22 protein-coding genes and 1 riboswitch are annotated in these 25,199 nt (G+C 75.5%); of the genes, 5 read left to right on the top strand and 17 right to left on the bottom strand.

The features are described 5' to 3' along the window. Window positions 1–108 precede the first annotated feature (108 nt). The 4 genes from CELF_RS06090 to CELF_RS06075 all read right to left on the bottom strand — a co-directional run bounded on the left by CELF_RS06090 (window position 109) and on the right by CELF_RS06075 (window position 4,387). Window positions 109–852: a methionine ABC transporter permease gene (locus CELF_RS06090; RefSeq protein ID WP_013770373.1), complete on the bottom strand. Its 744-nt coding sequence runs from the start codon at window positions 850–852 to the stop codon at window positions 109–111. Next, window positions 849–1,868, bottom strand: coding sequence for a methionine ABC transporter ATP-binding protein (locus tag CELF_RS06085; RefSeq protein ID WP_013770372.1), 1,020 nt, complete (start codon window positions 1,866–1,868; stop codon window positions 849–851). The genes CELF_RS06090 and CELF_RS06085 overlap by 4 nt, the downstream gene beginning before the upstream one ends. A gap of 128 nt (window positions 1,869–1,996) precedes the next feature. After that, on the bottom strand, window positions 1,997–2,950 hold the full coding sequence (locus tag CELF_RS06080) for a MetQ/NlpA family ABC transporter substrate-binding protein (RefSeq protein ID WP_013770371.1): 954 nt from the start codon (window positions 2,948–2,950) through the stop codon (window positions 1,997–1,999). A gap of 477 nt (window positions 2,951–3,427) precedes the next feature. Beyond that, window positions 3,428–3,542, bottom strand: a riboswitch (SAM riboswitch). Between the two features lie 125 nt (window positions 3,543–3,667). After that, a complete protein-coding gene (locus tag CELF_RS06075; RefSeq protein WP_013770369.1) occupies window positions 3,668–4,387 on the bottom strand; it encodes a PadR family transcriptional regulator in 720 nt (239 codons plus the stop codon). Window positions 4,388–4,625: 238 nt separating this feature from the next. On the opposite strand from CELF_RS06075, the gene CELF_RS06070 reads away from it, so the two are divergent. The 5 genes from CELF_RS06070 to CELF_RS06050 all read left to right on the top strand — a co-directional run bounded on the left by CELF_RS06070 (window position 4,626) and on the right by CELF_RS06050 (window position 9,500). Continuing rightward, the gene (locus tag CELF_RS06070; protein ID WP_041553890.1) at window positions 4,626–5,588 is read left to right on the top strand and encodes an ADP-ribosylglycohydrolase family protein; all 963 of its coding nucleotides are present in this window, start codon (window positions 4,626–4,628) and stop codon (window positions 5,586–5,588) included. A gap of 276 nt (window positions 5,589–5,864) precedes the next feature. Further along, a complete protein-coding gene (locus CELF_RS19440; protein WP_013770367.1) occupies window positions 5,865–6,872 on the top strand; it encodes a hypothetical protein in 1,008 nt (335 codons plus the stop codon). Further along, complete coding sequence (locus tag CELF_RS06060; RefSeq protein WP_013770366.1) at window positions 6,869–7,285, top strand: phage holin family protein; 417 nt, start codon at window positions 6,869–6,871, stop codon at window positions 7,283–7,285. Before CELF_RS19440 ends, CELF_RS06060 begins: the two co-directional genes overlap by 4 nt. Next, window positions 7,282–7,908, top strand: coding sequence for a DUF3618 domain-containing protein (locus CELF_RS06055; RefSeq protein WP_013770365.1), 627 nt, complete (start codon window positions 7,282–7,284; stop codon window positions 7,906–7,908). Before CELF_RS06060 ends, CELF_RS06055 begins: the two co-directional genes overlap by 4 nt. Before the next feature lie 92 nt (window positions 7,909–8,000). Further along, entirely contained in the window at window positions 8,001–9,500 is a 1,500-nt protein-coding gene (locus CELF_RS06050; protein WP_126297677.1) for an ATP-binding SpoIIE family protein phosphatase, read from the top strand. A 47-nt stretch (window positions 9,501–9,547) separates the two neighbouring features. Here CELF_RS06050 and CELF_RS06045 read toward each other — a convergent pair whose 3' ends face one another. The 13 genes from CELF_RS06045 to CELF_RS05985 form a co-directional block, all read right to left on the bottom strand. Further along, window positions 9,548–9,805 carry a hypothetical protein gene (locus tag CELF_RS06045; protein ID WP_013770363.1) on the bottom strand — a complete coding sequence of 86 codons (258 nt, stop codon included), beginning with the start codon at window positions 9,803–9,805 and terminating at the stop codon, window positions 9,548–9,550. Between the two features lie 121 nt (window positions 9,806–9,926). Beyond that, entirely contained in the window at window positions 9,927–10,895 is a 969-nt protein-coding gene (locus CELF_RS19435; protein WP_013770362.1) for a GAF and ANTAR domain-containing protein, read from the bottom strand. A 122-nt stretch (window positions 10,896–11,017) separates the two neighbouring features. Further along, the gene (locus CELF_RS06035) at window positions 11,018–13,603 is read right to left on the bottom strand and encodes a polynucleotide kinase-phosphatase (protein ID WP_013770361.1); all 2,586 of its coding nucleotides are present in this window, start codon (window positions 13,601–13,603) and stop codon (window positions 11,018–11,020) included. Beyond that, window positions 13,600–15,075 (bottom strand): 3' terminal RNA ribose 2'-O-methyltransferase Hen1, encoded by a 1,476-nt coding sequence (locus tag CELF_RS06030; protein ID WP_013770360.1) that lies wholly within the window; start codon window positions 15,073–15,075, stop codon window positions 13,600–13,602. Before CELF_RS06030 ends, CELF_RS06035 begins: the two co-directional genes overlap by 4 nt. A gap of 53 nt (window positions 15,076–15,128) precedes the next feature. Beyond that, entirely contained in the window at window positions 15,129–16,247 is a 1,119-nt protein-coding gene (locus CELF_RS06025; protein WP_013770359.1) for an LLM class flavin-dependent oxidoreductase, read from the bottom strand. Between the two features lie 11 nt (window positions 16,248–16,258). Further along, window positions 16,259–17,368, bottom strand: coding sequence for an LLM class flavin-dependent oxidoreductase (locus CELF_RS06020; protein ID WP_013770358.1), 1,110 nt, complete (start codon window positions 17,366–17,368; stop codon window positions 16,259–16,261). 44 nt (window positions 17,369–17,412) lie between these two features. Beyond that, entirely contained in the window at window positions 17,413–18,669 is a 1,257-nt protein-coding gene (locus tag CELF_RS06015; RefSeq protein ID WP_013770357.1) for an LLM class flavin-dependent oxidoreductase, read from the bottom strand. 55 nt (window positions 18,670–18,724) lie between these two features. Beyond that, the gene (locus tag CELF_RS06010) at window positions 18,725–19,891 is read right to left on the bottom strand and encodes an FAD-dependent oxidoreductase (RefSeq protein WP_013770356.1); all 1,167 of its coding nucleotides are present in this window, start codon (window positions 19,889–19,891) and stop codon (window positions 18,725–18,727) included. Window positions 19,892–19,995: 104 nt separating this feature from the next. Next, window positions 19,996–21,009: an ABC transporter substrate-binding protein gene (locus CELF_RS06005; protein WP_013770355.1), complete on the bottom strand. Its 1,014-nt coding sequence runs from the start codon at window positions 21,007–21,009 to the stop codon at window positions 19,996–19,998. Window positions 21,010–21,101: 92 nt separating this feature from the next. Further along, entirely contained in the window at window positions 21,102–21,845 is a 744-nt protein-coding gene (locus CELF_RS06000) for an amino acid ABC transporter ATP-binding protein (RefSeq protein ID WP_013770354.1), read from the bottom strand. Window positions 21,846–21,880: 35 nt separating this feature from the next. Continuing rightward, window positions 21,881–22,912 carry an amino acid ABC transporter permease gene (locus tag CELF_RS05995; RefSeq protein WP_013770353.1) on the bottom strand — a complete coding sequence of 344 codons (1,032 nt, stop codon included), beginning with the start codon at window positions 22,910–22,912 and terminating at the stop codon, window positions 21,881–21,883. Further along, window positions 22,909–23,814, bottom strand: a complete 906-nt coding sequence (locus CELF_RS05990; protein WP_013770352.1) for a DUF1684 domain-containing protein — start codon at window positions 23,812–23,814, stop codon at window positions 22,909–22,911. The genes CELF_RS05995 and CELF_RS05990 overlap by 4 nt, the downstream gene beginning before the upstream one ends. A gap of 13 nt (window positions 23,815–23,827) precedes the next feature. Next, window positions 23,828–25,198, bottom strand: coding sequence for an NtaA/DmoA family FMN-dependent monooxygenase (locus CELF_RS05985; protein WP_013770351.1), 1,371 nt, complete (start codon window positions 25,196–25,198; stop codon window positions 23,828–23,830). Window position 25,199 lies beyond the last annotated feature (1 nt).

The following is a 25,199-nucleotide window of genomic DNA, read 5'->3' as shown; positions in this document are numbered from 1 at the left end:
CTCACCCGCGGGCCCCCAGACCCACCTGACGCACGCCGCGCACCGCGGGACCGGGCGTCAGGTGGGTCTGGTGCGCGTCGGCGCACCGGCCGGCGGACCCGGGTGGGGTCAGCGGCGCAGGATGCGGCGCGACAGGCGGTTGCCGAGGGCCTGCGCGAGCTGCACGAGGACGATGATGACGAGCACCGTGATCCACACGACGGCGAAGTTCCACCGCTTGTACCCGTAGTCCAGCGCGAACGCGCCGAGCCCGCCGCCGTCGAGCGTGCCCGCGAGCGCGGACATGTCGACCAGGGCGACGAACACGAACGTGTACCCGAGCACGAGCGGGCCGAGCGCCTCGGGCACGAGCAGCGTCGTGACGATCCGCCACCGCGACGCACCCGTCGCCCGGGCCGCCTCGATGACACCGGGCTGGATCGCGACGAGGTTCTGCTCGACGATCCGCGAGACCCCGAAGGTCGCGGCGAACGACAGCGGCACGATCATCGCGGTGCTGCCCAGCCGGGTGCCGATCAGGGTCACCGTGACGGGCGCGATGATCATGAGCAGGATGAGGAACGGGATCGGCCGGAACACGTTGACGAGCAGGTTGAGCACGGCGAAGACGCCACGGTTCGCCAGCAGCCCCCCGCGGCGCGTCGTGTAGAGGCCGAGGCCCAGCACGAGCCCGAGGATCCCGCCGATGAGCAGCGTGGCCGAGACCATGTAGAGCGTCTCGCCCGTGGCCTGCAGGAGCTTGGGGCCGTGGAACGCCCAGTCGAACTCCCCCGCCGCGGGCAGGGGTGCGGCGGGCAGCGGTGCGGCGGGCAGCACCGCCGGGACGGCTGCCGGCAGGAGCAGGGCGGTCATCGTGCCTCCTCGATCGGGGTGACCGCGCGGAGCCGCTCGACGAGCGCGTCGACGTCCTCGTCGCGGCCGTCGAGGGCGAGGGTGAGCGAGCCGAAGGACTGGTCCTGCAGCGTGCCGATGCCGCCGTAGACGATCTCGAAGGTCACGCCCAGGCCGCCAGCGGACGCGAGCACGGCGCCGAGGCGCGACCCGTCGGTCACGGTCGCGGTGACGATGCGGCCGGTGTGCGTGCGCTGCAGCCGCTCCAGCACCGCGCCACGCGGCCGGTCGTGCACGACTGTCGAGACGAACCGCTGCGTGACGTCAGCCTGCGGGTTGGTGAAGACGTCGAACACGGTCCCCTGCTCGGCGACCTTCCCGTCCTCCAGCACGGCGACGCGGTCCGCGATCGCGCGTACGACCTCGAGCTCGTGCGTGATGACGACGATCGTCACGCCGAGCTCGCGGTTGACCTTCTGCAGCAGCCGCAGGACGTCCTGCGTCGTCTGCGGGTCGAGCGCGCTGGTCGACTCGTCGGCCAGCAGGATCTTCGGCTGCGCGGCGAGAGCGCGCGCGATGCCGACGCGCTGCTTCTGGCCGCCGGAGAGCTGGTCCGGGTAGGAGTGCGCGCGGTCGAGGAGGCCGACGAAGTCGAGCAGCTCGGCGATGCGCCGGTCGCGGTCCGCCTTGGGCCAGCCCGCGACCTTGAGCGGGAACGCCACGTTCCCGGCGACGGTGCGCGACGAGAAGAGGTTGAACTGCTGGAAGATCATGCCGATGTCGCGGCGCTTGCGCTCGAGCTGGCGCTCGCTCAGCGCGGCGACGTCGTCGCCGTCGACGAGGAGCTGCCCGGACGTCACGCGCTCGAGGCCGTTGATGAGCCGCACGAGCGTGCTCTTGCCGGCGCCGGAGTAGCCGATGACACCGAAGATCTCGCCCTTCTCGACGGCGAGGTCGACGCCGTCGACGGCGTGGATCGGCCCGTTCGGGCCGTCGAACACCTTGCGGACGTCGCGGAACTCGATGATGGGGGTCACGTGGGGGACCTTTCGCAAGGCCGGTCGGGCCTCGTCGGGTGGACCGGGGCGGCGGGCTGGGGTGGCGCCCGGGGGAACGGCTGCGCGGCCCGGCGCCTCGCGGTGAGGTGCCGGGCCGCGCGGGGGGGTCAGCCCGCGGCCTTGAGGTTCTCCTGCGTCTCGGCGAGGACGTCCTTCAGCTTCGCCGCGTCGTAGCCCTCGACGATGACGGCGGTGCCGCCGGAGGACTCGACGACCGACTCGAGCACCTTCGGGTCGTGGTAGAGCTCGACGATCTTCTGGTACGCCGGGTTGTCCACGTCGTCCGGGCGGGCCGCGATGACGTTGATGTACGGCTGCGCGCCCTGCGAGCTCGGGTCGTCCGCGAAGACGTAGCCGTCGAGGTCGAAGCCCGCGTCGGTCGCGAAGTTGTTGTTGACGATCACGCCCGCGATGTCGGGGTCGCTGATGAGGCCGGCGGTCTGCGAGGCCTCCACCGGGCGCACGACGACCGTGGACTTCTCGGTGTCGACGTCGTCCGGCGTCGGGACCTTGGGCTCGCCGGTGAACGTGATGAGCCCGGCCTCCTCGAGCACGAACAGCGCGCGCGCCTGGTTGGTCGCGTCGTTGGGGATCGCGACCTGCTCGCCCTTCGTGAACTCGCTGACGTCCTCGTGCTTCTCGGAGTACAGCGGCAGCGGGACGATCAGCGTGGAGCCGATGGGCTGCAGGTCGTCGCCGGTGTTGTTGTTGTGGTCGGCCAGATACAGGATGTGCTGGAACGCGTTGAGGTCGATCTCGTCCTCGGTGAGCGCCGGGTTCGGCTGCGTGTACTCCGAGAAGCCGACGATCTCGAGGTCGATCCCCTCCTCCGCGGCCAGCTCGGTGAGGATCTCCCAGTGCGGCTGGGCGACGTCGGTCGTCCCGAGGCGCACGACGGTCGCACCCTCCTCCGCGGCGGCGGCGTCGTCCGTGCCGGGACGTGTGAGCGCGAACACGAGCGCGGCGACGAGGACCACCACGGCGACGACGGCACCGACGACGAGGCCGGTGCGGCGTCCGCCTCCGTTCTTGGCCGGCAGGACGGGGACGTTCTCGGACATGCGTGTCTCCTAGGGGTGCACCCGGCGACTGCCGGGAAGGCGGGGCGTCGGGCGGCGACGCAGGGAGGTGCCGGGCCCGGGCGGGCCGGCGGGGGACGGAGGACGGCGCGACGCCGTCCGGCGAGGCACCCGGCGCGGGCGCCGGGTGCCTCAGGTGCGACGGGGGACGGCTCGGTGCCGGCTCAGGCCAGCGGGCCGCGGGTCGCCGGACACGCGGGCATGCGACACATGACGGCCGTGGTGGCGGTCAGGGTGCGGGCCTCGCGGGTGTCCATCGATCGACCTCTTCCTCGGGCCGGGGCGCGGTGGCTCCCGGCGGTACCGTCAGTGAAGCGGTGCTGCTGGACACGTGTCAAATTCCGATCATTCGTATCGGGATTTGAGACGGCCAGCAGGTGGGCACGCGGTCGCGGGGCGGTCGCACGGGCGTGCGACGCGGGAGCGGTGCGCATGGTCCTCCTCGGGCGCCGGGGCGCCGGCCGACTTGTGGGCGCCACCGTGACGCACCACCGGTTCTCGCCCCGGGGCACCCCGCTCGATCAGGAGGGTTGCCGTGCAGCCAGCCGGGTACTTGACGCTGCAGCTCGTGAACCGCGGCCAGGATAGTCGATCGGTGACCACCCGGTCAGCGAGACGCTCGTCACGGCGGGCAGCACGACGACCCCTCCGGCGCGGCATGCGTCGGAGGGGTCGTCGTCGTGCGGACGGACCGGCCCGTCAGGCCGTGGCACCCTCCGCAGGTGCGTCGCCGCCCTGACCTGCGACGGCGTGGAGGTCGGCCGGGGCGACCGGCTCGCCCGCGAGCAGCAGGTACAGGTCGCGCCGGGCGCGGTCGAGGACCGCCACGGCGGCCGTCGCCTGCTCCGGGGTACCCGTGCGCGCCACCTGGACGGCGGCGGCGGACAGCGCCTCGAGGGCCGGGCGCAGCGCCCGGTGCGGCTGCTCGGGACGCTCTGCGGCGTCGAGCCACGGCGCTCCGAGGGCGTCGCGGTGCTCCTCGACGTGCGCGCGGCCCGCGTCGGTGAGGCTGGCCAGGCGCCGGCCGCCCTGGGCGACGAGGGTCACGAGACCCTCGTCCTCCAGGAGTGCGAGCGCCGGGTAGACGGCGCCGGGGCTGGGCCGCCAGCGCCCCTGCGAGCGCTCGGCGACCTCCTGGATGAGCTGGTAGCCGTGCATCGGCTGCTCGGCGAGCAGGAGCAGGACCGCGGCGCGGATGTCGCCCCGCCCCGCCCTCCCCCGTCCGCCGCGGCCGTGCGGGCCGCCGTGCCGAGGACCGAAGCCGCCACGCGGGCCGGGTCCGAACCCCGCGCCGAAGCCGGGACCGGGTCCAGGACGGAAGCCGGGGCCGGGTCCGAAGCCCCCGCCGCGGCCGCGGCGGTCGCCCTCGCCGGGGACGTCGTGCAGGTCGGGGTCGTGGTGGAAGTGGTGGTGTCGCATGGTCGTCCTCCTGAGGTCTGGGGTGGGTCGTCGGGAGGGTGCTTCCTGGCGCGGGCAGGTCTCGACCGGTGGTCCGGGAGGTGCGGGCCTCGCGTCCCGACGTCTCGAACGATATATCGTTGATAGATCGTTGACAAGACCGCGGGATCCGCGCCCGCACGCCCGTGGCATGCTGCGCCCGGTCGGCCCGTGGCCCGGCCACCGCCACACCCCCCCCGCGACCGACGGAGACCCGCCCGTGGACGACGCCCAGACCGCCCTGCTCGACCGCGCCGCGGGCGTGCTGCTGGCCCAGGCGGTCGGCGACGCGCTCGGCGTCCCGTACGAGTTCGCACCGCCGTTCGACGGGCCGGCGCGGATGGTCGGCGGCGGGCTCGGGCCCTACGCACCCGGCGAGTGGTCCGACGACACCCAGATGAGCGTCTGCGTCGCGCGCGTCGCCGCCACGGGCACCGACCTGACGTCCGACGCGGCGCTCGACGCGGTCGCCGACGGCTTCCTCGCCTGGCTCACGGGTGGCGCGTCCGACGTCGGCGCGCAGACCCGTCAGGTCCTCACGACCGAGACCCCCGGGCCGGGCAGCGCGGCAAACCTGCGCGCGCGGTCCGCGCAGCTGCACGACCTGACCGGACGCACCGCCGGCAACGGCGCCCTCATGCGGACGGGCGTCGTCGGGCTCACGGCTCTGCACGACCGCGAGCGCACCGCCGCCGCCGCGCGCGCGGTCGCGCTGCTCACGCACGCCGACGACCTCGCGGGCGACTCGTGCGTGCTGTGGTCCGAGGCGGTGCGCGTCGCGGTCCTCGACGCGCGCCTCGACCTGCTCGGCGGCCTCGACCTCCTGCCGCCCGACCGGCGCGACGCATGGCAGACCCGCATCGAGGACGCCACGGGAGCGGACCCGGCGCTCTTCGCGCCGAACGGGTTCACGGTCACCGCGCTGCAGGCCGCGTGGGCCGCGATCACGACCACGACGGCCCATGACGGCACGCGTCACCTGCCCGACGCGCTGCAGGCCGCGGTGCACGCGGGCGACGACACCGACACCGTGGCCGCGATCGCCGGTGCGCTCCTCGGCGCCCGCTGGGGCGCGTCCGCGGTGCCGTCGGACTGGCGCACCGCCGTGCACGGCTGGCCCGGCCTCACGGGCGAGGACCTCGTCGACCTGGGACGCCGCGCGGCCCGCGCCGGGTGCGCCTGACCGCACCGGGCAGGCACCACCCCCGCCGGGCGACCGGACGGCCCCGGGCCGTTCCGGTGGCCGGTCCGGGAGTGCCGACCTAGCCTGGCAGGAGCCGGCCCCCACGAGGGCCGCCCCGCCGACGTAGCAGACCGCCGGCCCCCTCGAGGACGCGGGACACCCGCTGGTCCTCCCGACCCCGTGTGGAGCACCGGGGCCCCGGTGTCCCCCCACCACGCGGCTCTCCCTCTCGACGGCACGCGTCGTCGCGTCGTCGACCGACCACGAGGACGTCTCATGACCACCAGCACGCCTGACCCGTTCGGGACCCGCAACGACCCCGACACCCCGCTCGGCACGAGCGGCACCAGCAGCACGGGCAGCACCGGCACGAGCGGCACGCTCGGCACCGGCGGCACGCTCGGCGGCGGCACGACCGGCACCACCGGCTCGGGCGGCACGTCGGCCGGCGCGGGCGAGCGCACGCAGCAGGCGGCGAGCACCGCCAAGGAGCAGGCGTCCGACGTGGCGCACAGCGCTGCGCAGGCCGGTCAGCACGTGGCCCAGGAGGCGAAGGCCGAGGCCGGCGCCGTCGTCCGCGAGGCACGTCGGCAGACGCGACGCCTCCTGGAGGACGCACGCGGCGAGCTCACGACGCAGGCCTCGGGCCAGCAGCGGCGCTTCGCCGGGACGGCCCGCACGTTCGGCTCCCAGCTGTCCTCCATGGCCGACTCCTCGCCCGACCAGGGCGCGGCCGTCGACGTGGTCGCCGAGGTCGGGTCGCGCGTGCAGGCGCTCGCCGACTGGCTCGAGCAGCGCGAGCCCGGCGACGTGCTCGACGAGGTACGGGCGTTCGCACGCCGTCGGCCGGGCGTGTTCCTGCTGGCAGCGGCCGGTGCGGGGCTGGTCGTCGGGCGGCTCGCGCGCGGGCTCAAGGACGCGCCGTCGAGCTCCGACAGCGCGCGTCCGCTCGGCACGGTCGGCACCGCCGGGACGATCGGCGCGCCCACGACGACCACGTACCCGCCGACGTACCCCGCGACCGGCGGCGCCTGGGCGGAGCCCACGACCTCCGGGTACACCGGCACGAGCAGCACGGGCACCACTGCCGGCACGCCGACGTGGAGCAGCACGTCGGGCACCGACCCGCTGAGCACGTCGGGCGGCGCCAGCCCGGTCGGCGCATCGGGTGAGGACGCCGAGGGCGACCAGCGCGGCACCGGCAGCACGGGCTCCGTCGGCGCGGGCGGCACCTCCGCACCCGGCTCCACGGACCCGTGGACGTCGGAGGGGGGCCGGCGATGACCGAGCAGGGCTGGGACCCCGGCCCGTCGGAGGATCGCTCGATCGGCACGATCCTCGGCGACGTGACCGAGAACCTGTCGCGCCTCATGCGCCAGGAGCTCGAGCTCGCCAAGGCCGAGCTGCAGGAGTCCGCGGCGCACGCGGGACGCGCGGGCGGGATGGTCGCGGTCGCGGCCGTGGCCGCGCAGCTCACGCTGCTGTTCCTGTCGCTCGCGCTGTGGTGGGCCCTCGGCGACCTCATCGGGCTCGGCTGGTCCGCGCTCGTCGTCGGGATCCTCTGGGGGATCGTCGCCGCCGTGCTCGCCCTGCGCGCCCGTGACCAGGTGCGCCAGATCCGTGGACTGCCGCAGACCACGCAGACCGTCAAGAAGATCCCGAACGCCCTGCAGGGGCACGAGGAGCAGAACCGATGAGCACCCAGGACCCGGACCAGATCCGTGCGGACATCGCCCGCACCCGAGCCGAGCTGAGCGACGACGTCGACGCGCTGACCGACCGGGTCAGCCCGGGACGCGTCGTGCACCGGCAGACCGACCGCGTGCGCACCGGCGTGCGCGGCCTGCGCGACCGTGTGATGGGCACGGCCTCCGACCTCACGTCGAGCGGGACGTCGGCCGTCCAGGGGGCGGCGCAGTCCGTCGGCGACCGCGCGAGCGGGGTCGGCCACGCCGTGACCGACCTGCCCGAGCGGGCCCGCTCCGGCACGCAGGGCAGCCCGCTCGCGGCGGGTCTCGTCGCCTTCGGCGCGGGCCTCGTCGTCGCGGCGCTCATGCCGAGCACCGAGCAGGAGCAGCGGGCGGCGACCGCGCTCAAGGAGTCCGCGCAGCCGCTCGCCGAGGAGGTCAAGAGCGTGGCGTCGGAGGCCGCGCAGAACCTCAAGGAGGGCGCGCAGGACGCCGCCACCTCCGTCAAGGAGCGCGCGACGCAGGCCGCGTCGAACGTCAAGGAGGAGGGCGCCTCGGCCGCCCAGGAGGTGCGCGGCGACGCGCAGGGCGCGGCGCACGCCGTCCGCGACTCGGCGAGCGGAAGCAGCTGACCGCTCCGGTGGGCCCGGTCCGGCGCGTGCGCCGAGCCGGGCCCACCGCGAGGTGCCAGGCTGTGCACCTGGACGCACGCGGGGACGGGGAGATGGCTGACGACCACGACGCACCTCCGCTGTCGCGCGACGTCCTCGTCCGCCTGCACGGCGCGCTGCTGCCGGCGACGGTCCCCCTGCTCGCGCACGCGGACGTGGCGGCCACCTACCTCGTCAGCAACCGCGACCAGACCGTGGGCGGCGACTGGTTCGACGCGTGCGTGACCGTCGACGGCCGCCTCGCGCTCGCCGTGGGCGACGTGGTCGGCACCGGGATCCAGAGCTCGGTGACCATGAGTGACCTGCGCTCGGTGCTCGGCTCGCACCTGCAGGACGGCACGAGCGTCGCGGAGAGCCTGGCGGTCCTCGACCGGATCGCGCTGCGCGCTCCCCACGCGTTCGCCTCGTCGGTGTGCGTCGCGGTCCTCGACCCGCGCACCGGCGAGCTCGAGTACGCGACCCGGGGGCACCCGCCACCCCTCGTGGTCACCGCGACGGGAGCGACGACCCTGCCCGCCACCGCGGGCGGCACGCTCGGGGGCTCCGACCCGGGCACGACCGCGCACGCCGTCCTCCCGCTGGGAGCGGCGCTGGTGCTCTGCACGGACGGCCTGGTGGACCACCCCGGCGCGAGCATCGACGCGTCCTGGCAGGCGTTGTCACGGGCCGCGGCGGCCGCGCTCGGCGACGACGGGGACCGGCACGAGTCCGCCGCCGTGCGGCTGTGCCGTCGGGTGCCGGCGGAGCTCGGCGCGGACGGGTTCGACGACGACGTGACGCTCCTGGTCGCCCACCGCCGCCCCGCACCCGCGCCGCTCGACGTCCGCACGACGGCGCAGGCCGCGTCGCTCGGCCCGCTGCGCGGCGCGATCGGACGCTGGGGCGCGTCCGTGGGGCTCACTCCGCGGGACGCCGCGCTGCTCGAGCTGGCCGTCAGCGAGACGGCGGCCAACAGCGTCGAGCACGCGTACCGGGGAGTCGCCCCCGGCCCGGTCTCGGTGCACGCCGAGCTCGACGACACCGCGACGGTGACGGTGACGGTGACCGACGCGGGTACGTGGCAGGAGCCGTCGTCGATGCCCTCGGACCGCGGCCGCGGCCTGGCGATGGCGCGCATGGGCGGGGTCGACGTCCAGGTGGACACCGGCGCGTCCGGCACCTGCGTGACCCTCAGGCTGCCCGCGCGTCGCCGTGTCCCGCTCGACGTCGGGCCCGCCCGCGCCAGCACCCGCTCGGACGTCTCCATCGACACCGCGCAGGTCGGGGTCGTGCGGGTCGGTGGCGTGGTCGACCGCCCGGAGGCGGCGTCGCGCGTGTCGTCCGAGGTCAACCGGCAGTCGCGCGGCGGGCTCCTGCCCGTCACGGTCGAGCTCGGCGACCTCACGTTCCTGGGCAGCATCGGGGTCCGGGCCCTGCAGACGCTCACCGACGCGGGAGCGCCGGGGGGCGCACCCGTCACCCTCGTCGCCGCGGCGGGATCGCGCGCCGCGGGGACGCTCCGGCTGGCGGGGCTGCCGTTCGAGACGACCTTGCTCGCCGCGCCCGCCGAGTGAGACGCCGGCTCGGGCGCCGGTGAGACGGGCGCGCGGGAGCCGCCGACTCAGGCGAGCGAGTCGGCGCGCGGCGGATGCCGTGGGCCGACCTCGGCGTGGAGCTCCCGACCGCCGGGCCGGGGGACGCCCGGCGTGCGGTGCACCGGGCACGGGTCACCGTTCGAGCACGCGGCGGCGAGGAACTGCAGGAGCGCCGCACCCGCGGCGTCGCGCTCGGAGCGCGTGCCGGCGTGGAGACGTGCGGCGACGAGCCGCACGAGCGTGCGGTCGATCTCGTCGGGGGTCAGGTCGTGAGGGTCGAGCATGAAGGGCCGTCCCGGCCGCGACCCGGGCGGTGGTCTCCACACGGGCCGAACCCCGATCATCCCACGCACGGGTGCGCGTGTCAGGGCCGGGCCTGCGCTCGTGCCGCCCGTCCCCCCGTCGTCACGCCCGCCGGCGCGGTGCGCGGACGGGCCCGGCGGCGGCGTCCACGATCTCGCGGGCGACCTCGCGCAGCTTGACGTTGCGCTGCTGGCTCAGCGCGGCGAGGTGCGCGAACGCCTCGTCGGCGGTGCCGCCGGTCTGCGCGATGACCACACCCTTCGCCTCGTCGATGACGGAGCGGGAGGTGAGCGCGCGCGCGAGCTGCTCGGACTCGTCGCGGAGCCGCACCTGCTCCGTGGCGGCGGTGAGCAGCGCGCTGCACGTCCCGCCGAGGTGCACGGCACGCTCGATCTGCGCGGTCGTGAGCCGCACCGGGGTCCGCCCGTAGCAGGTCAGCACGCCCGCCACGTCCCCCTGGCACTCGACGGGCACGGCGACGACCCCCGAGACTCCGGCGACACGCTCGGCGAACCGCGGCCACCGGCCGTCCTGACCGAGGTCCGCGGACACGACCGGGAGCCGGGTCGCGTACGCGTCGACGGACGGCCCCTCGCCGGTCCACACCTGCTGGCCGTCGGCGGCCGAGGCGGTCTCGCCCGTGCTGGCGACCGCCGTCGGCTCGTGCGGCGGGCCGAGGACGAGGCTGATCGCGCAGTCGTCGCCGAACACCTCACCCACGGCCGCGGCGACGGCGGGGACGAGATCCGCCACGGACGCACCGGCGATCGGCAGGCGGGCGAGGGTGGACACCGCGGCGGCCACGCGCAGCGCCTCCTCGGACGCGGCCGTCGCCTGCTCGGCCACACCGGCGGCCAGCTCGGCGATGCGCGCGTGCTGGGCGCGCAGCTCCTCGTCGACGGCCCGCAGCCGCTCGCGTGCCGTCTGGAGCTCGGCGGCGCGCACCTGCGGGTCCGTCGGCGGCCCCGGCGCGTGCGCCCGGCGGACGGCCCCGTCGAGCGCCCGCACGTCGGCCGAGAACCAGCGGCCGGCCTGCCCGGGGCCGGGCGCCGAGGTCTCCGACGCGGTCATGCTCACTCCTCCGCCAGCCGCCGAGCGGCACCGTGCAGCGGTTCTCGCACACAGATGGTGCGCAGGAGGTGCGGGCTGCGCAACCGGAGCGCGCCCGCTGCGGGCGGCGTACGCCCGGCCGGTCACAGGCGCGGGTCGACGGGCTCCGACTCGAGCGCCAGCACGGCGAACACCGCCTCGTGCACGCGCCACAGCGGCTCGCCCTCGACCGCACGCGCGAGCCCTTCGAGGCCCAGCGCGTACTCCCGCAGCGCGAGCCCGCGCTTGCGCCCGAGGCTGCGCTGCCGCAGCCGCTGCAGGTGGTGCGGCTCGGTGTAGTCGGGGCCGTAGATGATCCTCAGGTACTCGCGGCCGCGGACCTTGATGCCGGGCTGCACGGGTCCCCGACGCCCGCGCACGAGGTTCGCGAGCGGCTTGACGACCATCCCCTCGCCGCCCGCGGCCGTCAGGTCGGTCCACCACGCGACGCCCGCCGCGACGGAGGCCTCGTCGGCGAGGTCGACGACGAGCCGGGCCGTCGTGCGCAGCACACCGGTCGGGTCGGCGGCGGCGAGACGGTCCGCCACGTCGAGGTGCCACAGGTGGTCGTGGGTCTCGAACGTGCGCCCCTCGGAAGCGAGCACCTGGAACGGCGCGAGGCGCACCCCGTCGAGGCCGTCGGTCGGCCACACGTACCGGCGGTACGCGTCGGCGAACGCGTCCGCGTTGCGGCTGCGGGACTCGGTGCGGGCGAGCAGGTCGCCCACGTCCAGACCCCGCCCCGCGGCGGCGTGCAGCGTCGCGACGGCCGCCGGGAGGGACGTGCGTGCCGCCGCGCCGACCGACGCGTACTGCTGGCGCAGGAGCTCGGACGCCTTGAGCGACCACGGCATGAGCTCCGCGTCGAGCAGCAGCCAGCCGGTCGGGCCGCCGTCGGGGCCGAGCGTGTCCCACACGCCGGCGGACCCGGCCGCGTCGCGCACGACGGCGAGCAGCGCCTCGGCCCGCGCGTCGTCGAAGAACGGCCGTCCGGTGCGGGTGTGCACGGCACCCGTGACGCCGTCGGGCAGGCCGAAGCGGGCCGCGGCGGTCGCGCCGTCCCGGCAGACGAGCACGACGGCGCGCGAGCCCATGTGCTTCTCCTCGCACACCACCCGGTCGACGCCGTCGGACCGGTACGCCTCGAAGGCCTCCGCGGGGTGCTCCAGCAGGTCGCCGTCGGGTGCGGTCGCGCACGGGCTCATGGTGGGCGGCAGGTAGAGCAGCCGGCGCGGGTCGACGGCGAACCGGCTCATGACCTCGAGCGCGCCCGCCGCGTTCTCCTCCGCGACCGTGACACGCCCCAGAAGGCGCGTCTCGACGGCCCGGCGTCCCAGCACGTCGCTCACGTCGAGCACGTCGGGGTCGCGCCGGTCCGCCCCTACGGCCGCGGCAGGGTCCGTCCCCGCGACCGGGAACGGCTTGGGCGAGGCGAACCACACCTGCTCGGCCGGCACCTGCACGACCTCGCGCTCGGGGTAGCGCAGCGCAGTGAGGTGCCCTCCGAACACGCAGCCCGTGTCGAGGCACATCGTGTTGTTCACCCACGTCGGCACGGGCGTCGGCGTGTGGCCGTACAGGACGGTCGCGCGGCCGCGGTAGTCGTCCTGCCAGGCCAGCCGCACCGGCAGGCCGTACTCGTCCCGCTCGCCGGTCGTGTCCCCGTACAGCGCGAACGAGCGCACCCGTCCCGACGCACGCCCGTGGTACTCCTCCTTGAGGCCGGCGTGCGCGACGACGAGCCGGCCGTCGTCGAGGACGAGGTGCGCGACGAGCCCGTCGCAGAAGTCGCGGACCTCCCGCCGGAACTCGGCGCTCTCCCCCGCGAGCTGCTCGAGCGTGACCTCGAGGCCGTGCGCCGCCTGCACCTGCCTGCCGTCGAGCGCCCGCACGAGCTTGTGCTCGTGGTTGCCGGGCACCGCGAGCGCGTGCCCCGCCGCGACCATGCCCATGACGAGCCGCAGCACGCCCGGGCTGTCCGGACCCCGGTCCACCAGGTCCCCGACGAACAGCGCGCGGCGGCCCTCGGGGTGGGCGGCGTCGACCGGCCGCCCGGCGTCGTCGCGCACGAGGACGTACCCGAGCCGGCCGAGCAGGCTCTCGAGCTCCGAGCGGCACCCGTGCACGTCGCCGACGACGTCGAACGGTCCGTGGTCGTGCCGCAGGTCGCTGCGCAGCGGCTGCCGCTCGACCACCGCGGCGTCGACCTCCTCGACCGACCGCAGCACGTGCACGGTCCGGAACCCCTCGCGCGCCAGCCCGCGCAGCGAGCGCCGCAGCTGGTCGCGCTGGCGCGTGACCACGTGCGCGCCGAAGTCCCGGTCGGTGCGGGCGGCGTTGCGCGCGACGCACACGTCCTCGGGCAGGTCGAGGACGATCGCGACGGGCAGCACGTCGTGCGCACGCGCGAGCTCGACCAGCGAGCGCCGCGCGGTCGCCTGCACGTTCGTCGCGTCGACCACCGTGAGCAGCCCCGCGTCCAGCCGGGCACCGGCGACGTGGTGCAGCGCCTCGAAGGCCGCCGTCGTCGCCCCCTGGTCGTTGGGGTCGTTCGAGACGAGCCCGCGGAAGAAGTCCGACGAGAGCGTCTCGAACGGGCCGAACGCGCGGGCCGCGAACGTCGACTTGCCGGAGCCCGACGCACCGACGAGGACGACGAGCGACAGCGCCGGGACGGCGAGCGCGGTCATCGGGCCTCCTCCGTGGGGGTCGTGCGGCGGACGAGCACCGCCATCTGCGTGGGCGGCCCCACGTCGGGGTCGTCGTCGCCGATGCCGCTCAGCTCGACGTCGTAGCCGTACGCCTCGCCGGCGGCGTGCGCCCACGCCGCGAGCTCCGCGCGGGTCCACTCGAACCGGTGGTCGTGGTGGCGCATCGTGCCCGCGGCCAGCGTCGGGTAGCGGACGTTGTGCTCCGCGTTCGGGGTCGTCACGACCACCGTCGCGGGCCGGGCGGCGCCGAGCACGGCGCGCTCGAGGGCGGCCAGGCGCGGCGGGTCGACGTGCTCGATCACCTCCATGAGCACCGCGGCGTCGAACCCGGCGACCCGCGCGTCGGTGTATGTGACCGACGACTGCACGAGGTCGACCTTGGAGCGCAGCCGGTCCGGGAGCGTGTCGAGGTGCAGCCGCCGCGCGGCGACCGTGAGCGCCCGCGGCGAGACGTCGACGCCCAGCAGCCGGTCGACACGCGGGTCGGAGAGCAGCGCGCTCAGGAGGTGCCCCTCGCCGCAGCCCAGGTCGACGACGCTGCGGGCGCCCGCCGCGCGCAGCCGGTCGACGACCGCGTCGAGGCGGCGGCGGGCGAGCGGCACCGCGGCGGGCGGGTCGCCGTCCTCGCCCGGGACGGCCTCGACGGCCCCGGGCGCGTCGACGGGCTGGGTGACGTCGCCGGGGACCGCGTCGTCGAGCGCCTCGGGCGCCACGTCGTCCACCTCGGCGAGCCGGGCGAGCGCGCTCGCCGCGAGCGTGCCGCGGTGCGCGAGGTACCGGCGGGCGATCTCGTCGCGTGCGGGGTGCTCGGCGAGCCAGCCCTGCCCGACCCGGACGAGCTTGTCGACCTCGTCGCTGCCGACCCAGTAGTGCTTGGCCCCGTCGAGCGTGGGCAGCAGCACGTAGAGGTGGCTGAGCGCGTCCGCGACGCGCAGCGTGCCCCGCAGCCGCAGGTCGACGTACCGGGAGTCGCCCCACGCGGGCAGCTGCGGGTCGAGCGGCACCGGGCGGGCGTCGACGTCCCAGCCGAGCGGCTCGAAGAGGCGCCGTGCGGCGTCGGCGCCGCCGCGGCACGGCACGGACGGCACGTGCACGTCGAGGTCCCACGCCCGCCCCGGCAGGTCGGGTCGGGCGTCGCAGCGGCCGGCCATGGCGGTCCGGAACACCGAGCCGAGCGCGACGGCGAGCATCGACGACGCGGCGTAGGGGCGGTCGTTCACGTACTGCGCGAGGCTGAACGCCGCGTCCCGGCCGCCCTTGCCCCGCACGAGCGCGACCGGGTCGACCTCGAGCACGAGCGCCACCGTCGTGACGTCGTCGTCCGCCCGCGGGTACAGCACGTGGGCGACGCCGAACGCCTGCTCGAAGCGCTGGACCCGGTCGGGGTGCTTGTGCAGCAGGAAGCCGAGGTCACGGGCGCCGTCGCCGCGGGCCGTCAGGGTGAGGAGCACCCCGGAATCCTGCCAGCACGCGCAACCAGCACGGAGCGCTTTCGCCGGGCGGCTCAGGCTCGCTGCGGCACGGCGCCCGTGGCGGTGAACCCCGCCGCGCGGCGCTCGTCGGCGGCGGACCACAGGGTCGTCGACACCTCCGCCTGCACGAGCGGCACGACCTCCTCGGCGAACCTGCGCAGCACGTCCTCCTGCCGTGACGGCTCGAGGAGGTGGTTCACGGAGACCGACTGCAGGTCGTGGCCGAAGCTGGCGTGGTAGTCGAGGATCTTCTCGGCGACCCGCTCGGGCGAGCCGACGAGCGCGGGGCCCCGCTCGACGGCGTCCTCGATCGTCCGGAAGCTCGTCACCTTCCCGACCGCGGCGGGGTCGTGCCGACGCGCGTCCTGAGCGCGGACCAGGCCCTCGTACAGCGGCCGGTACTGCTCGACGGCCTCCTCGGTGGTGTCGGCGAGGAACAGCCCGCCGGACCCCGACCCGACGTACGCGTGCCGGGGGTCGTGCCCGTGCGCGGCGTGCTGCTCCCGGTAGTGATCGATGAGGACCTGGTAGGCCTCGCGCGGCTGCAGCGCGTTCGCGGAGACGATCGGGTCACCCCACCGGGCGGCGAGCTCGACCGCGAACCGCGAGGTCGCGGACCCGTGCCAGATGCGGAAGGGCCCGGAGAACGGTCGCGGCAGGGTCGTGGCGTGCTCCAGCGACGGCCGGTGGCGGCCCTGCCAGGAGACGTCCTCGCCGGACAGCAGCAGCCGCAGCAGCTCGTAGTTCTCCTCGAGGTACTCGTACTGCTTCGCGATGTCGAGGCCCAGCAGCGGGTACTGCAGCACCTCGTTGCCCTTGCCGATGACGATCTCCAGCCGCCCGCGGCTCAGCTGGTCGACGGTCGCGAGGTCCTCGGCGACGCGCACCGGGTCCAGCAGCGACAGCACCGTCACGCCCGTGGACAGCAGGATGCGGGACGTGCTCGCGGCGACGGCACCGAGGATCACGGTCGGTGCCGACGACAGCACCTCGCCGGCGTGCCGCTCCCCCACGGCGAACGAGTCGAACCCGAGCTCTTCGGCGAGGACCGCGTGGTCGATCACGCGCTGGAGCCGGTCGGACGGCGGGACGGCCTCGCCCGTGACGGGGTGCGGCGGGTTGAAGACGATGTCGAGCAGCTGGAAGCGCATGTCCCGTCCCCTCAGGCGGCCTGCGCCGCGGCGGCGTCGCGCGCGGCGACACCCTCGCGGACGAGCGGGATGACGTAGCGGCCGAAGTCGGCGGCGTCGTGCAGCAGGTCGTACCCGCGCGCGGAGATCACGCGGACGCCGAGGTCGTAGTAGGCGAGCAGCGCCTGGGCGACGGTCTCGGGCGTGCCCACCAGCGCGTTCGAGTTGCCCGCCCCGCCGGTCGCCTTCGCCGTGGCGGTCCAGAGCGCGGTGTCGAACCGCTCGCCCTGCGCAGCGATCTGCAGGAGGCGCTGCGACCCGGTGTTCTGCGGGGCGTCGACCGGGTGGTGGCGGCCGAGCGTGCCGCCGAGCGCCGCCGTGCGCGCCTCGATACGGCCGAGGACCGCGTGCGCCTTCTGCCAGGCGAGCTCCTCGGTCGGCGCGATGATCGGCCGGAACGCGGCGTGGATGCGCGGCGGGGTGACGCGGCCCGCGGCGGCGGCCTCGCGGTGGATGCGCGCGACCTGCTCGGCGGTCCGGTCGAGCGGCTCGCCCCACACGGCGAAGATGTCGGCCTCGGCGGCGCCCACCCGGTACGCGGCGTCGGACGAGCCGCCGAACGAGATCGTCGGGGTGCGACCCTCGTACGGCGTGACGTCGAGCACGAAGTCGCGGAACTCGTAGAAGTCGCCGGCGTGGTCGAACGGCTCGCGGCTCGCCCACGCCTTCTTGACGACCTGGATGTACTCCTGCGTGCGGGCGTACCGCTCGTCCTTCGTCAGCGTGTCGCCCTCGCGCCGCTGCTCGTGGTCGTTGCCGCCGGTGATGAAGTGCACCGACAGCCGGCCCTCGGAGAGCTGGTCGAGCGTCGCGAACGACTTCGCGGCGAACGTCGGGTACGACACGTTGGGCCGGTGCGCGAGCAGCAGCTCGATCGTCTCGGTGCGCGCGGCGGCGTGCGCGAGCAGCGCGGACGGCTCCGGGCCCGACGAGCCGTAGGCGAACAGCACGCGGGTCCAGCCGTACTCCTCGTGCGTCCGGACGATCCGCTCGAGGTACTGGCGGTCGAACGGTGCGGTGGTGCGCTCGGACGTCTCGGAGGCGTCGCTGGTGGTGGCGATGCCGAGGAACTCGACGGGCACGGTCTCTCCTGCTCTCGGTGGGTCCGCGGGGCGGCGGGGGTCTGTCAGACGGCTGCGGAGACGGGCTCGCGGTCCGCGGCGTGGGTGGCGCGTGCGGCGGGTGCCGCCCACGCCTGCGCGACGAGCTCGAACGAGCGCACGCGGTCGTCCGGGTCGTGCACCTCGGTGGTGAGCAGGAGCTCGTCGGCGCCCGTCACGCGCTGCAGCGCCTCCAGCCGCGCGACGACGGTCGCCGCGCTGCCGACGAACCGCGTGCTCACGCGGTCGAGCAGCAACGCCCGCTCGTCCTCGGGGCGGTCCTCCCAGCGGGTGCCCGTGCCGGGGCGGCGGTAGGTGGCCGCCCCGCCGCCGCCGCGGATCGACAGCACCCAGTCGGCGAACCCGTCGGCCAGCGCCGCGGCCCGCTCGTCCGTCTCGGCGGCGAGCACGTCGGCGGACACCACGACGTACGGCGCGTCGAGCACGCCCGGCCGGAACGCCGCGCGGTACTGCTCGACGGTCTCCAGCACCGTCGCGGGGCTCACGTGGTAGTTCGCGGCGAGCGGCAGGCCCAGCTCGCCCGCGACGCGGGCGCTCTCGCCGCCGCTCGACGCGAGGACCCACACGTCGAGGCCGGCGCCCTGCACGGGCGGGCTGACGTGGTGCCGGCCGTCGGCGTCGTGGAACGTCCCGGCGAGGAGCCCGAGGACGACCTCGAGCTCCTCGCGGAAGACGCCGGGCGTGCGGCTCGCGCCGACGACGCGGGCCTGCGCGAGGAACCGCTCGCGCAGCGCCGAGTCGCCGCGGTCGAGCGGCGGGGCCGCGGGGACGTGCAGACCGTCGACGTCGCGCGCGGGCTGCGGCGCGCGGTGCGGCGCAGCGGACGCGGCCGGCGCGGCTGCGGTCGCGGCCACCTCGGCTCCGGTCGCCGCTCCGGGCGCCGTCGACGTCGCGCCGGACGCGGGTGGTGCGAACGCCCGGCCGAGGCCGAGGTCGACGCGTCCGGGGTGCAGCGCGGCGACGGCACCGAACTGCTCGGCCGCGACGAGCGGGCTCGTGGTGCTGAGCAGCACCGCGCCCGACCCGACCCTGATCCGCGCGGTGCGCTCGGCCGTCAGCGCGGCGAGCACGGCGGGCGACGCCGAGGCGACCCCGGGCGCGAGGTGGTGCTCGGCGAACCAGAACCGGCGGTAGCCGAGCGCGTCGGCCCGCACCGCGAGGTCGAGGCTGGCGCGGATCGCGTCCTGCCCCGTGGCGCCCTCGCCGACGACCGCGAGGTCGAGGATCGAGAGCGGGACGCGGGCGGGGGTGGTGGGGCTCATGGCGGTCCTGTCGTCGGTGGTGCGGGGGTGGCGCGAGGGTTCGGGGGGCGGGCGCTCAGGCGGGGGCGCGGGTGCCGAGCCGGTGCAGCGCGAACCGGGCGGCGACGGCCCGCGAGGGTATGTCGGGGTCCTCCGCGGCGAGGTCGGCGAGGACGCGCCCGACGGCCGGGGCGAACTTGAAGCCGTGGCCGGAGAAGCCCGCGGCGACGACCACGCGGCCGCGGCGGTCGAGCACGAAGTCGTGGTCGGGCGTCGTCGTGTAGGTGCAGGAGACGGGGACGAGGTGGTCGGGGTCCGCACCCGGCACCCAGGCCCGGACGTAGTCGCGCAGCAGCGCGAGCTGCCCCGGCTCGGGCCGGTAGGTCCGCCGGTCGGGGTCGGTCACGGGTCCGACCCCGTGGAACCCGATCTTCAGGCCCTCCACCGGGTCGACGAGCCCGTAGGTCCCGCTGGGCCATCCGGCGAGGTCGCGCGGCTGGTGCGTGAACACCGGCCAGCTCTCGGGGGTGGGCGCGTGCGGGCGCAGCGCGACGTGCGCCGGCTGCTCCTGCGTGACGACGAGCGGCGGCAGCCCGTCGGAGACGTCCCGCGCGTCCGGGCCGTCCGCCGCGGTCAGGAGCCGCTGCGTCCAGGCGCCGACGGCGACGACGACCGAGCGGGCGACGAGCTCGTCGGTCGCGGTCCGGACCAGCACACCCCCGGGGACGGGCACGAGCGCGGTGACCTGCTCGCCGTGCCGGACGCTCGCACCGTGCCGGCGCGCGGCGCGCTGCAGCGCCTCGACCGCGCGGTCGGCGTGCAGGCGACCGGCGGTGCGGCTCTCGTGCAGGACCGGCAGCTCGAACCTCAGCCCGGGCCACCGCTCCGCCGCCTCGGCGGGGTCGACGAGCCGGGCGGCGACGCGGCGCGCGGCCAGTGCGTCCGCGAGGTCCTGCAGGCCCGGGCCGTGGCTGATCCCGTCGGTGTGCTTGAGCACGGGCGCCACGTCGGCCTCGTCGGCGACGGCCGACCACAGCGGGAGCGCCTCCTGCGCGAGGTCCAGGTACTCGGCCTGCGTGTAGGTCGTGCGGTAGATGCGGCCGCTGCCGTGCGACGCGCCGTGCGCGTGGCCGGGCGCGAACCGCTCGAGCAGCACGACGTCCCGGCCGCGCCGGGCGAGCTGCCAGGCGGCGGCGGAGCCCATCACGCCGCCGCCGACGACGACGTGGTCCACGAGGCTCATGCGGTGTCTCCTTCGATGGCGGCCGGAGCCGGGACGGTCGCGCGGGCCGCGGCCGCGGCTCGTGCGGGCCGGCCGGGCGTGCGCACCCGGCCGGCCCGCAGGGGTCACTCGGTCTTCGGGAGCCCCGGCGGGTTCTCCTCGGACTTCTCGATCGCCTCGTCCTGCAGGCCCCAGCGCTCGAGGACCTGGGCGTAGGAGCCGTCCTCGATCGCGTGGTTCAGCGCGGCCGTGAACGCGGCGGACAGGCCGTTGCCCTTGAGCGTCGCGGCGGCGATCTGCGCGGTGTTCGGCCAGCCGCCGTTGAGCGTGCCGACGACCTTGAACTCGTCGGGCGAGACGCGGACCTTGTACGCGGCCGTCGCGTTCGGGCCGAACGAGACGTCGATGCGGCCGGACTGCAGCGCGAGGATCGTGTCGCCGTCGTTCTCGAAGTACTCGACCGTGATCGGCTCGAGGCCGGCGGCCGTGTTCTCCTCGTCCCACGCCAGCAGGATCTTCTCCTGGTTCGTGCCGGAGCCGACGGCCACGGTGAGGCCCGCGATGTCCGCGGGCTCGGTGATCGACTCCAGGTCGGAGTCGGCGCGTGTGAGCCAGCCGAGCTGGTCGTTGCGGTAGGACGCGAAGTCGTAGAGCTCCTTGCGCTCCTCGGTCACCGTGATGTTGGAGATGGAGGCGTCGACGTCGCCGGACTGCAGCGCGAGCGGCCAGTCGGCCCACGCCTTGACCTCCCACTCGACCTTCTTGCCGAGGGCGTCGCCGATGAGCTGCGCGATGTCGGTCTCGTTGCCGATGGGCGTCTTCTCGTCGTCCGCGAGGAACGCGAGCGGCGCGACGTACGCGGAGACGGACACCGTCAGCGTGTCCACGTCCTTGTAGGCGTCGGGCAGCAGCGCGATCGCCTCGGCGCTCTCCGTGGTGCGGATGCGGTCCTGGTCGGGCGTCGTGTTGACCTCCAGGCCGGCCTTGTCCGCGGCCTCCTGCAGGTCGCTCCCCCCGGCCTCGTCCTGCGCCTCCGCGCTCGACGAGCAGGCGGCGAGCGCGACGAGCAGCGGGAGGGCGACGGCCGCGGCGAGGAGCCGGGTGCGGCCGGGGGCTCGGCGGGTGCGGGGCGTTGTCATCGGTGGTGCCTCTCGTGTGGTCCCTCGGACGGGGACGGGTGCGGTGCTTCTCGGGGGCGGAGCGGGTCGCCGGGCAGTGCCGGCGCGACGGGTCAGAGGACCTTGTCGAGGAACGCCCGGGTGCGGGCGTGGACGGGGTGGTCGAGCACCTGGGCGGGCGGGCCCTGCTCGACGACCCGGCCGCCGTCCATGAAGACGACGGTGTCGGCGATCTGGCGGGCGAACGCGATCTCGTGCGTGACGAGCACGATGGTCGTGCCGCCGTGCGCGAGGTCGTGGATGACGTCGAGGACCTCGCCGACGAGCTCGGGGTCGAGCGCGGAGGTCGGCTCGTCGAAGAGCAGCACCGTGGGTCGGGTGGCGAGCGCCCGGGCGATCGCGACGCGCTGCTGCTGCCCGCCGGACAGCTGCCGCGGGCGGGCGTCGGCCTTGTCGGCCAGCCCGACGCGCTCCAGGAGCGCCCGCGCCTCGGCCTCGACCTCGGCGCGCGGCCGGCCCTGCGCCGAGATCGGCGCCTCGGTGACGTTCTCCAGCGCGGTGAGGTGCGGGAACAGGTGGAAGCTCTGGAAGACGAACCCGATGCGGGTGCGCTGCCGGAGGATCTCCTTCTCCTTGAGCTCCCGGAGCGTGTCGCCGCGGCGGGCGTAGCCGATGAGGTCGCCGTCGAGCGCGACGAAGCCGCGGTCCACCTTCTCCAGGTGGTTGATGACGCGCAGCAGCGTCGACTTGCCGGAGCCCGAGGGCCCGATGACGACGGTCACCTCGCCGGGCCGGACCACGAGGTCGACGCCCTGCAGGACCTCGAGCGTGCCGTAGCTCTTGTGCACGCCGTGCACCTCGAGCAGCCCGCCGGGTGCGGTGGTCGTGGCGGTTACGCGGCACCTCCCCGGGCGGTGAGTCGGGTCCACGACCGGCGGACCGCACGCCGCGCGCGCTGCAGCGGCGTCGGCGGGAGGGTGCGCAGCGCGCCGCGGGCGTAGTACCGCTCGAGGTAGAACTGCGCGACCGTGAGGACGGTCGTGAGCACGAGGTACCAGATGCCTGCGACGAGCAGCAGCGGGACCACCTGCAGGTTGCGGCCGTAGATGACGCCCACGGTGTAGAACAGCTCGCCGTACGCGAGCACGTAGACGACCGACGTGCCCTTGACCAGGCCGATCACCTCGTTGACCGAGGTCGGGACGATGGTGCGCATGGCCTGCGGCAGCACGATCCGCCACTGCTGGCGGGCCCGCGGGATGCCGAGCGCCGCCGCCGCCTCGTGCTGGCCCTGGTCGACGCCGAGGATGCCCGCCCGGACGATCTCCGAGGAGTACGCGGCCTGCGAGAGCCCGAGCCCGAGGATCGCCGCACCGAACTTGTCGACCACGTCGAGCGTGCCGAACTCGGTGAACGCGGGCCCGAACGGGATGCCGAGCGTGAGCGTCGGGTAGAGGTACGCGAGGTTGTACCAGAGCAGCAGCTGCAGGATGAGAGGCACCGACCGGAACACCCAGACGTACGCCCACGCGACGGACTGCAGCAACGGCGAGCGGGACAGGCGCATGAGCGCGAGCACGGTGCCGAGCCCGAAGCCGACGACGGCCGCGACCGCGGTGAGCCGGATCGTGCCCCACAGTCCCTCGAGCACCGACGGCCAGGTGAGGTACTGCGTGACGACGTCCCAGCCCCACTTCTCGTTCGTCGCGAGCGAGCTCACGACCATGGCGAGCAGGACGGCCACCGCGGCCGTCGCGACCCAGCGGGCCGGGTGCCGCGACGGCACGACGCGCAGGCGCTCGAGCTCCTCGCGCCCGGACACCGCGGAGGTCGCCGCGTCACGCGGGACGTCCGCGACGGGCACGGGGACGACACCGGCGACGCGGCGGTGCACGTCGTCGTGGCGCAGGTCGAGGGTGCTCATGCGGTCCTCCGCTCGGTCCGCGTGCCGGTCGGCGTGCGCTCGCCCGCCTCGACGGCGAACGGCAGGTGGTTGCCGAGCACCGGCGAGGGGCACGTGCCGAAGTCCGTGAACGCGTAGGGCAGGTTGAGCGTGCGGTTGAGGTCGAGCCGCAGCGTCGTCGCCCCGTCGGCCGTGCGGGCGGTGTGCAGCACGCGCCAGCCGGCGACGTCGTCGGCCTCGTCGGAGAACAGCAGCGCGACGCCGTCGGTGCCGGGCGCCTCCACGAGACGCAGCGTGCGGACGGTGCCGCCCCGCTCCACGTCGACCTCCCCGACCACGGTCGCGTCGTGCACGAGCCCGGGCTGCGCCGCACCGACGACGACCTGCTGCGGCGCGTCGTACCAGCGCACGGGCGCGTCGAGCACCCAGGACTCGTCGTACGGGAACGTCGGCACGCCGGTGAACCGGCCCCGCGTCGCGGCCTGCGGGTCGCGCAGCCGAAGGCCGTAGCGGCCGGTGCGCCGCACGAGCTCGACGACGACCTCGACCTCGTCGGGCGCCGCGAGCGGGTCCCGGCCGGCGGGCAGGTGGCGCGCGACGACGAGCGAGCCGTCCTCCGGCACGTGCCAGGTGCGTTCCCCGCGCACCGGTCCGTCGGCGTCGGTCAGGGCGTCGTCGTCGACCGCGAGCAGGTGCGCGCCGTCGTCGTCGGCCGACCAGAGCCCGGGCAGCCCGGGCAGGAGGCGGCGCTGCGCGCGCAGCCACAGCAGGGCGACGGGCGTGAGCCAGCCGTGCGGGGCGGTGAGGGCGCGCTCACGCTCGGCGTGCCAGGCCTCCCAGGCGGCACGTGGGTCGGTCGCCGCGCCGGCGGGCGCGCCGGAGTCGGCCGGGGCGGCCGGCGGGCGGGTGGCGGTGTCGGTCATCGTGGCGCTCCTGTCAGCCGACGGGCTGCTGGTCGAGGTGGGCGGTCGCGGCACGGCCCTCGGCCGGGCGGTCGAGCCCGAGGTGGTCGCGCAGCGTCGGGCCGGCGTACTCGGCCCGGAAGGAGCCGCGCTCCTGCAGCAGCGGCACGACCGTCGCCAGCACGTCGTCGAGACCGTGCGGCGTGAGGTGCGGCACGAGGATGAAGCCGTCGCTCGCGTCCTGCTGGACGTAGCGGTCGATCTCGTCGGCCACGTGCGTGGGCGTCCCGACGAACCCGCCCCGGCTGGTCACCGCGATGACGAGGTCGCGGATCGACAGGCGCTCGGCCTCGGCCCGCGCGCGCCACGCGGCGACCACGGGGCGCGGGTCCTTGACGTGCCGCACGCGGCCCCGCGTGATGTCGGCGTTGCCGACGTCGGGCTCCACGTCGGGCAGGGGCCCGTCGGGGTCGTAGGCGGTGAGGTCCACGCCCCACACCTGCTCGAGGAACGCGATCGCGCCCGGGCCGGAGACCTGCTGGCGCCGGATGACGCGCGCCCGCTCGGCGGCGTCCTCGGCGGTGTCGCCGAGCACGACGCTCGTCGCCGGCAGGATCTTCAGCGAGTCCTCCCGGCGGCCGAGCGCGGGCAGCCGGTCCTTGACGTCCCGGTAGAACGCCCGGCCGTCCTCGAAGGTCGAGTGCATGGAGAACACGACGTCCGCGGTCGCGGCGGCGAAGTCGCGACCCTGCCCGGAGTCGCCGGCCTGGAAGAGCACCGGGTGCCCCTGCGGGCCGCGCGGCGTCGGGAACGTGCCGCGCACCTGGAAGTGCGGGCCGACGTGCTCGACGTCCCGCAGGAACGCACCACCCTCGCGGTCGCCCAGCACGGCGTCGTCGTCCCACGAGTCCCAGAGCGCGCGGGCGACCGCGACGAGCTCGGCGGCCCGCTCGTAGCGCTGCTCGTAGGGCAGGAAGCCGCCGCGGCGGAAGTTCGCACCGGTGAACGCGTCGGGCGACGTCACGAGGTTCCACGCGGCGCGCCCGCCCGAGAGCACGTCGAGCGTCGCGAACTGCCGCGCGACCTCCCACGGCTCGTTGAACGTCGTGTTGATCGTGCCGACCAGGCCCAGCCGGTCGGTCACGGCCGCGAGCGCGGCGAGCACGGGCAGGGTGTCGGGCCGCCCGACGACGTCGAGGTCGAAGATCTCGCCCTTGTGCTCGCGCAGGCGCAGGCCCTCGGCGAGGAAGAAGAAGTCGAGGCGCGCGTCCTCGGCCGAGCGGGCGAGGTGCTCGAACGACGCGAAGTCGATCTGGCTGCCCGAGTCGGGCTCGGTCCAGACGGTGGTCGAGTTGACGCCCGGGAAGTGCGCGCCGAGGTGGACCTGCTTGCGGGGGACGGTCATG

The organism is Cellulomonas fimi ATCC 484 (assembly GCF_000212695.1).
Classification (GTDB): domain Bacteria; phylum Actinomycetota; class Actinomycetes; order Actinomycetales; family Cellulomonadaceae; genus Cellulomonas; species Cellulomonas fimi.
The sequence above is the reverse complement of the archived record's forward strand: the minus strand, read 5'-3'. Positions and strand labels throughout refer to the sequence as shown.

What these genes read in the sequence shown, in the direction of transcription:
- CELF_RS06090 (WP_013770373.1), bottom strand. Translation starts at nt 852, where the DNA reads ATGACCGCCCTGCTCCTGCCGGCAGCCGTCCCGGCGGTGCTGCCCGCC.
- CELF_RS06080 (WP_013770371.1), bottom strand. Translation starts at nt 2,950, where the DNA reads ATGTCCGAGAACGTCCCCGTCCTGCCGGCCAAGAACGGAGGCGGACGC.
- CELF_RS06075 (WP_013770369.1), bottom strand. Translation starts at nt 4,387, where the DNA reads ATGCGACACCACCACTTCCACCACGACCCCGACCTGCACGACGTCCCC.
- CELF_RS19440 (WP_013770367.1), top strand. Translation starts at nt 5,865, where the DNA reads ATGACCACCAGCACGCCTGACCCGTTCGGGACCCGCAACGACCCCGAC.
- CELF_RS06060 (WP_013770366.1), top strand. Translation starts at nt 6,869, where the DNA reads ATGACCGAGCAGGGCTGGGACCCCGGCCCGTCGGAGGATCGCTCGATC.
- CELF_RS06055 (WP_013770365.1), top strand. Translation starts at nt 7,282, where the DNA reads ATGAGCACCCAGGACCCGGACCAGATCCGTGCGGACATCGCCCGCACC.
- CELF_RS06050 (WP_126297677.1), top strand. Translation starts at nt 8,001, where the DNA reads ATGGCTGACGACCACGACGCACCTCCGCTGTCGCGCGACGTCCTCGTC.
- CELF_RS06045 (WP_013770363.1), bottom strand. Translation starts at nt 9,805, where the DNA reads ATGCTCGACCCTCACGACCTGACCCCCGACGAGATCGACCGCACGCTC.
- CELF_RS19435 (WP_013770362.1), bottom strand. Translation starts at nt 10,895, where the DNA reads ATGACCGCGTCGGAGACCTCGGCGCCCGGCCCCGGGCAGGCCGGCCGC.
- CELF_RS06035 (WP_013770361.1), bottom strand. Translation starts at nt 13,603, where the DNA reads ATGACCGCGCTCGCCGTCCCGGCGCTGTCGCTCGTCGTCCTCGTCGGT.
- CELF_RS06025 (WP_013770359.1), bottom strand. Translation starts at nt 16,247, where the DNA reads ATGCGCTTCCAGCTGCTCGACATCGTCTTCAACCCGCCGCACCCCGTC.
- CELF_RS06015 (WP_013770357.1), bottom strand. Translation starts at nt 18,669, where the DNA reads ATGAGCCCCACCACCCCCGCCCGCGTCCCGCTCTCGATCCTCGACCTC.
- CELF_RS06010 (WP_013770356.1), bottom strand. Translation starts at nt 19,891, where the DNA reads ATGAGCCTCGTGGACCACGTCGTCGTCGGCGGCGGCGTGATGGGCTCC.
- CELF_RS06005 (WP_013770355.1), bottom strand. Translation starts at nt 21,009, where the DNA reads ATGACAACGCCCCGCACCCGCCGAGCCCCCGGCCGCACCCGGCTCCTC.
- CELF_RS05995 (WP_013770353.1), bottom strand. Translation starts at nt 22,912, where the DNA reads ATGAGCACCCTCGACCTGCGCCACGACGACGTGCACCGCCGCGTCGCC.
- CELF_RS05990 (WP_013770352.1), bottom strand. Translation starts at nt 23,814, where the DNA reads ATGACCGACACCGCCACCCGCCCGCCGGCCGCCCCGGCCGACTCCGGC.
- CELF_RS05985 (WP_013770351.1), bottom strand. Translation starts at nt 25,198, where the DNA reads ATGACCGTCCCCCGCAAGCAGGTCCACCTCGGCGCGCACTTCCCGGGC.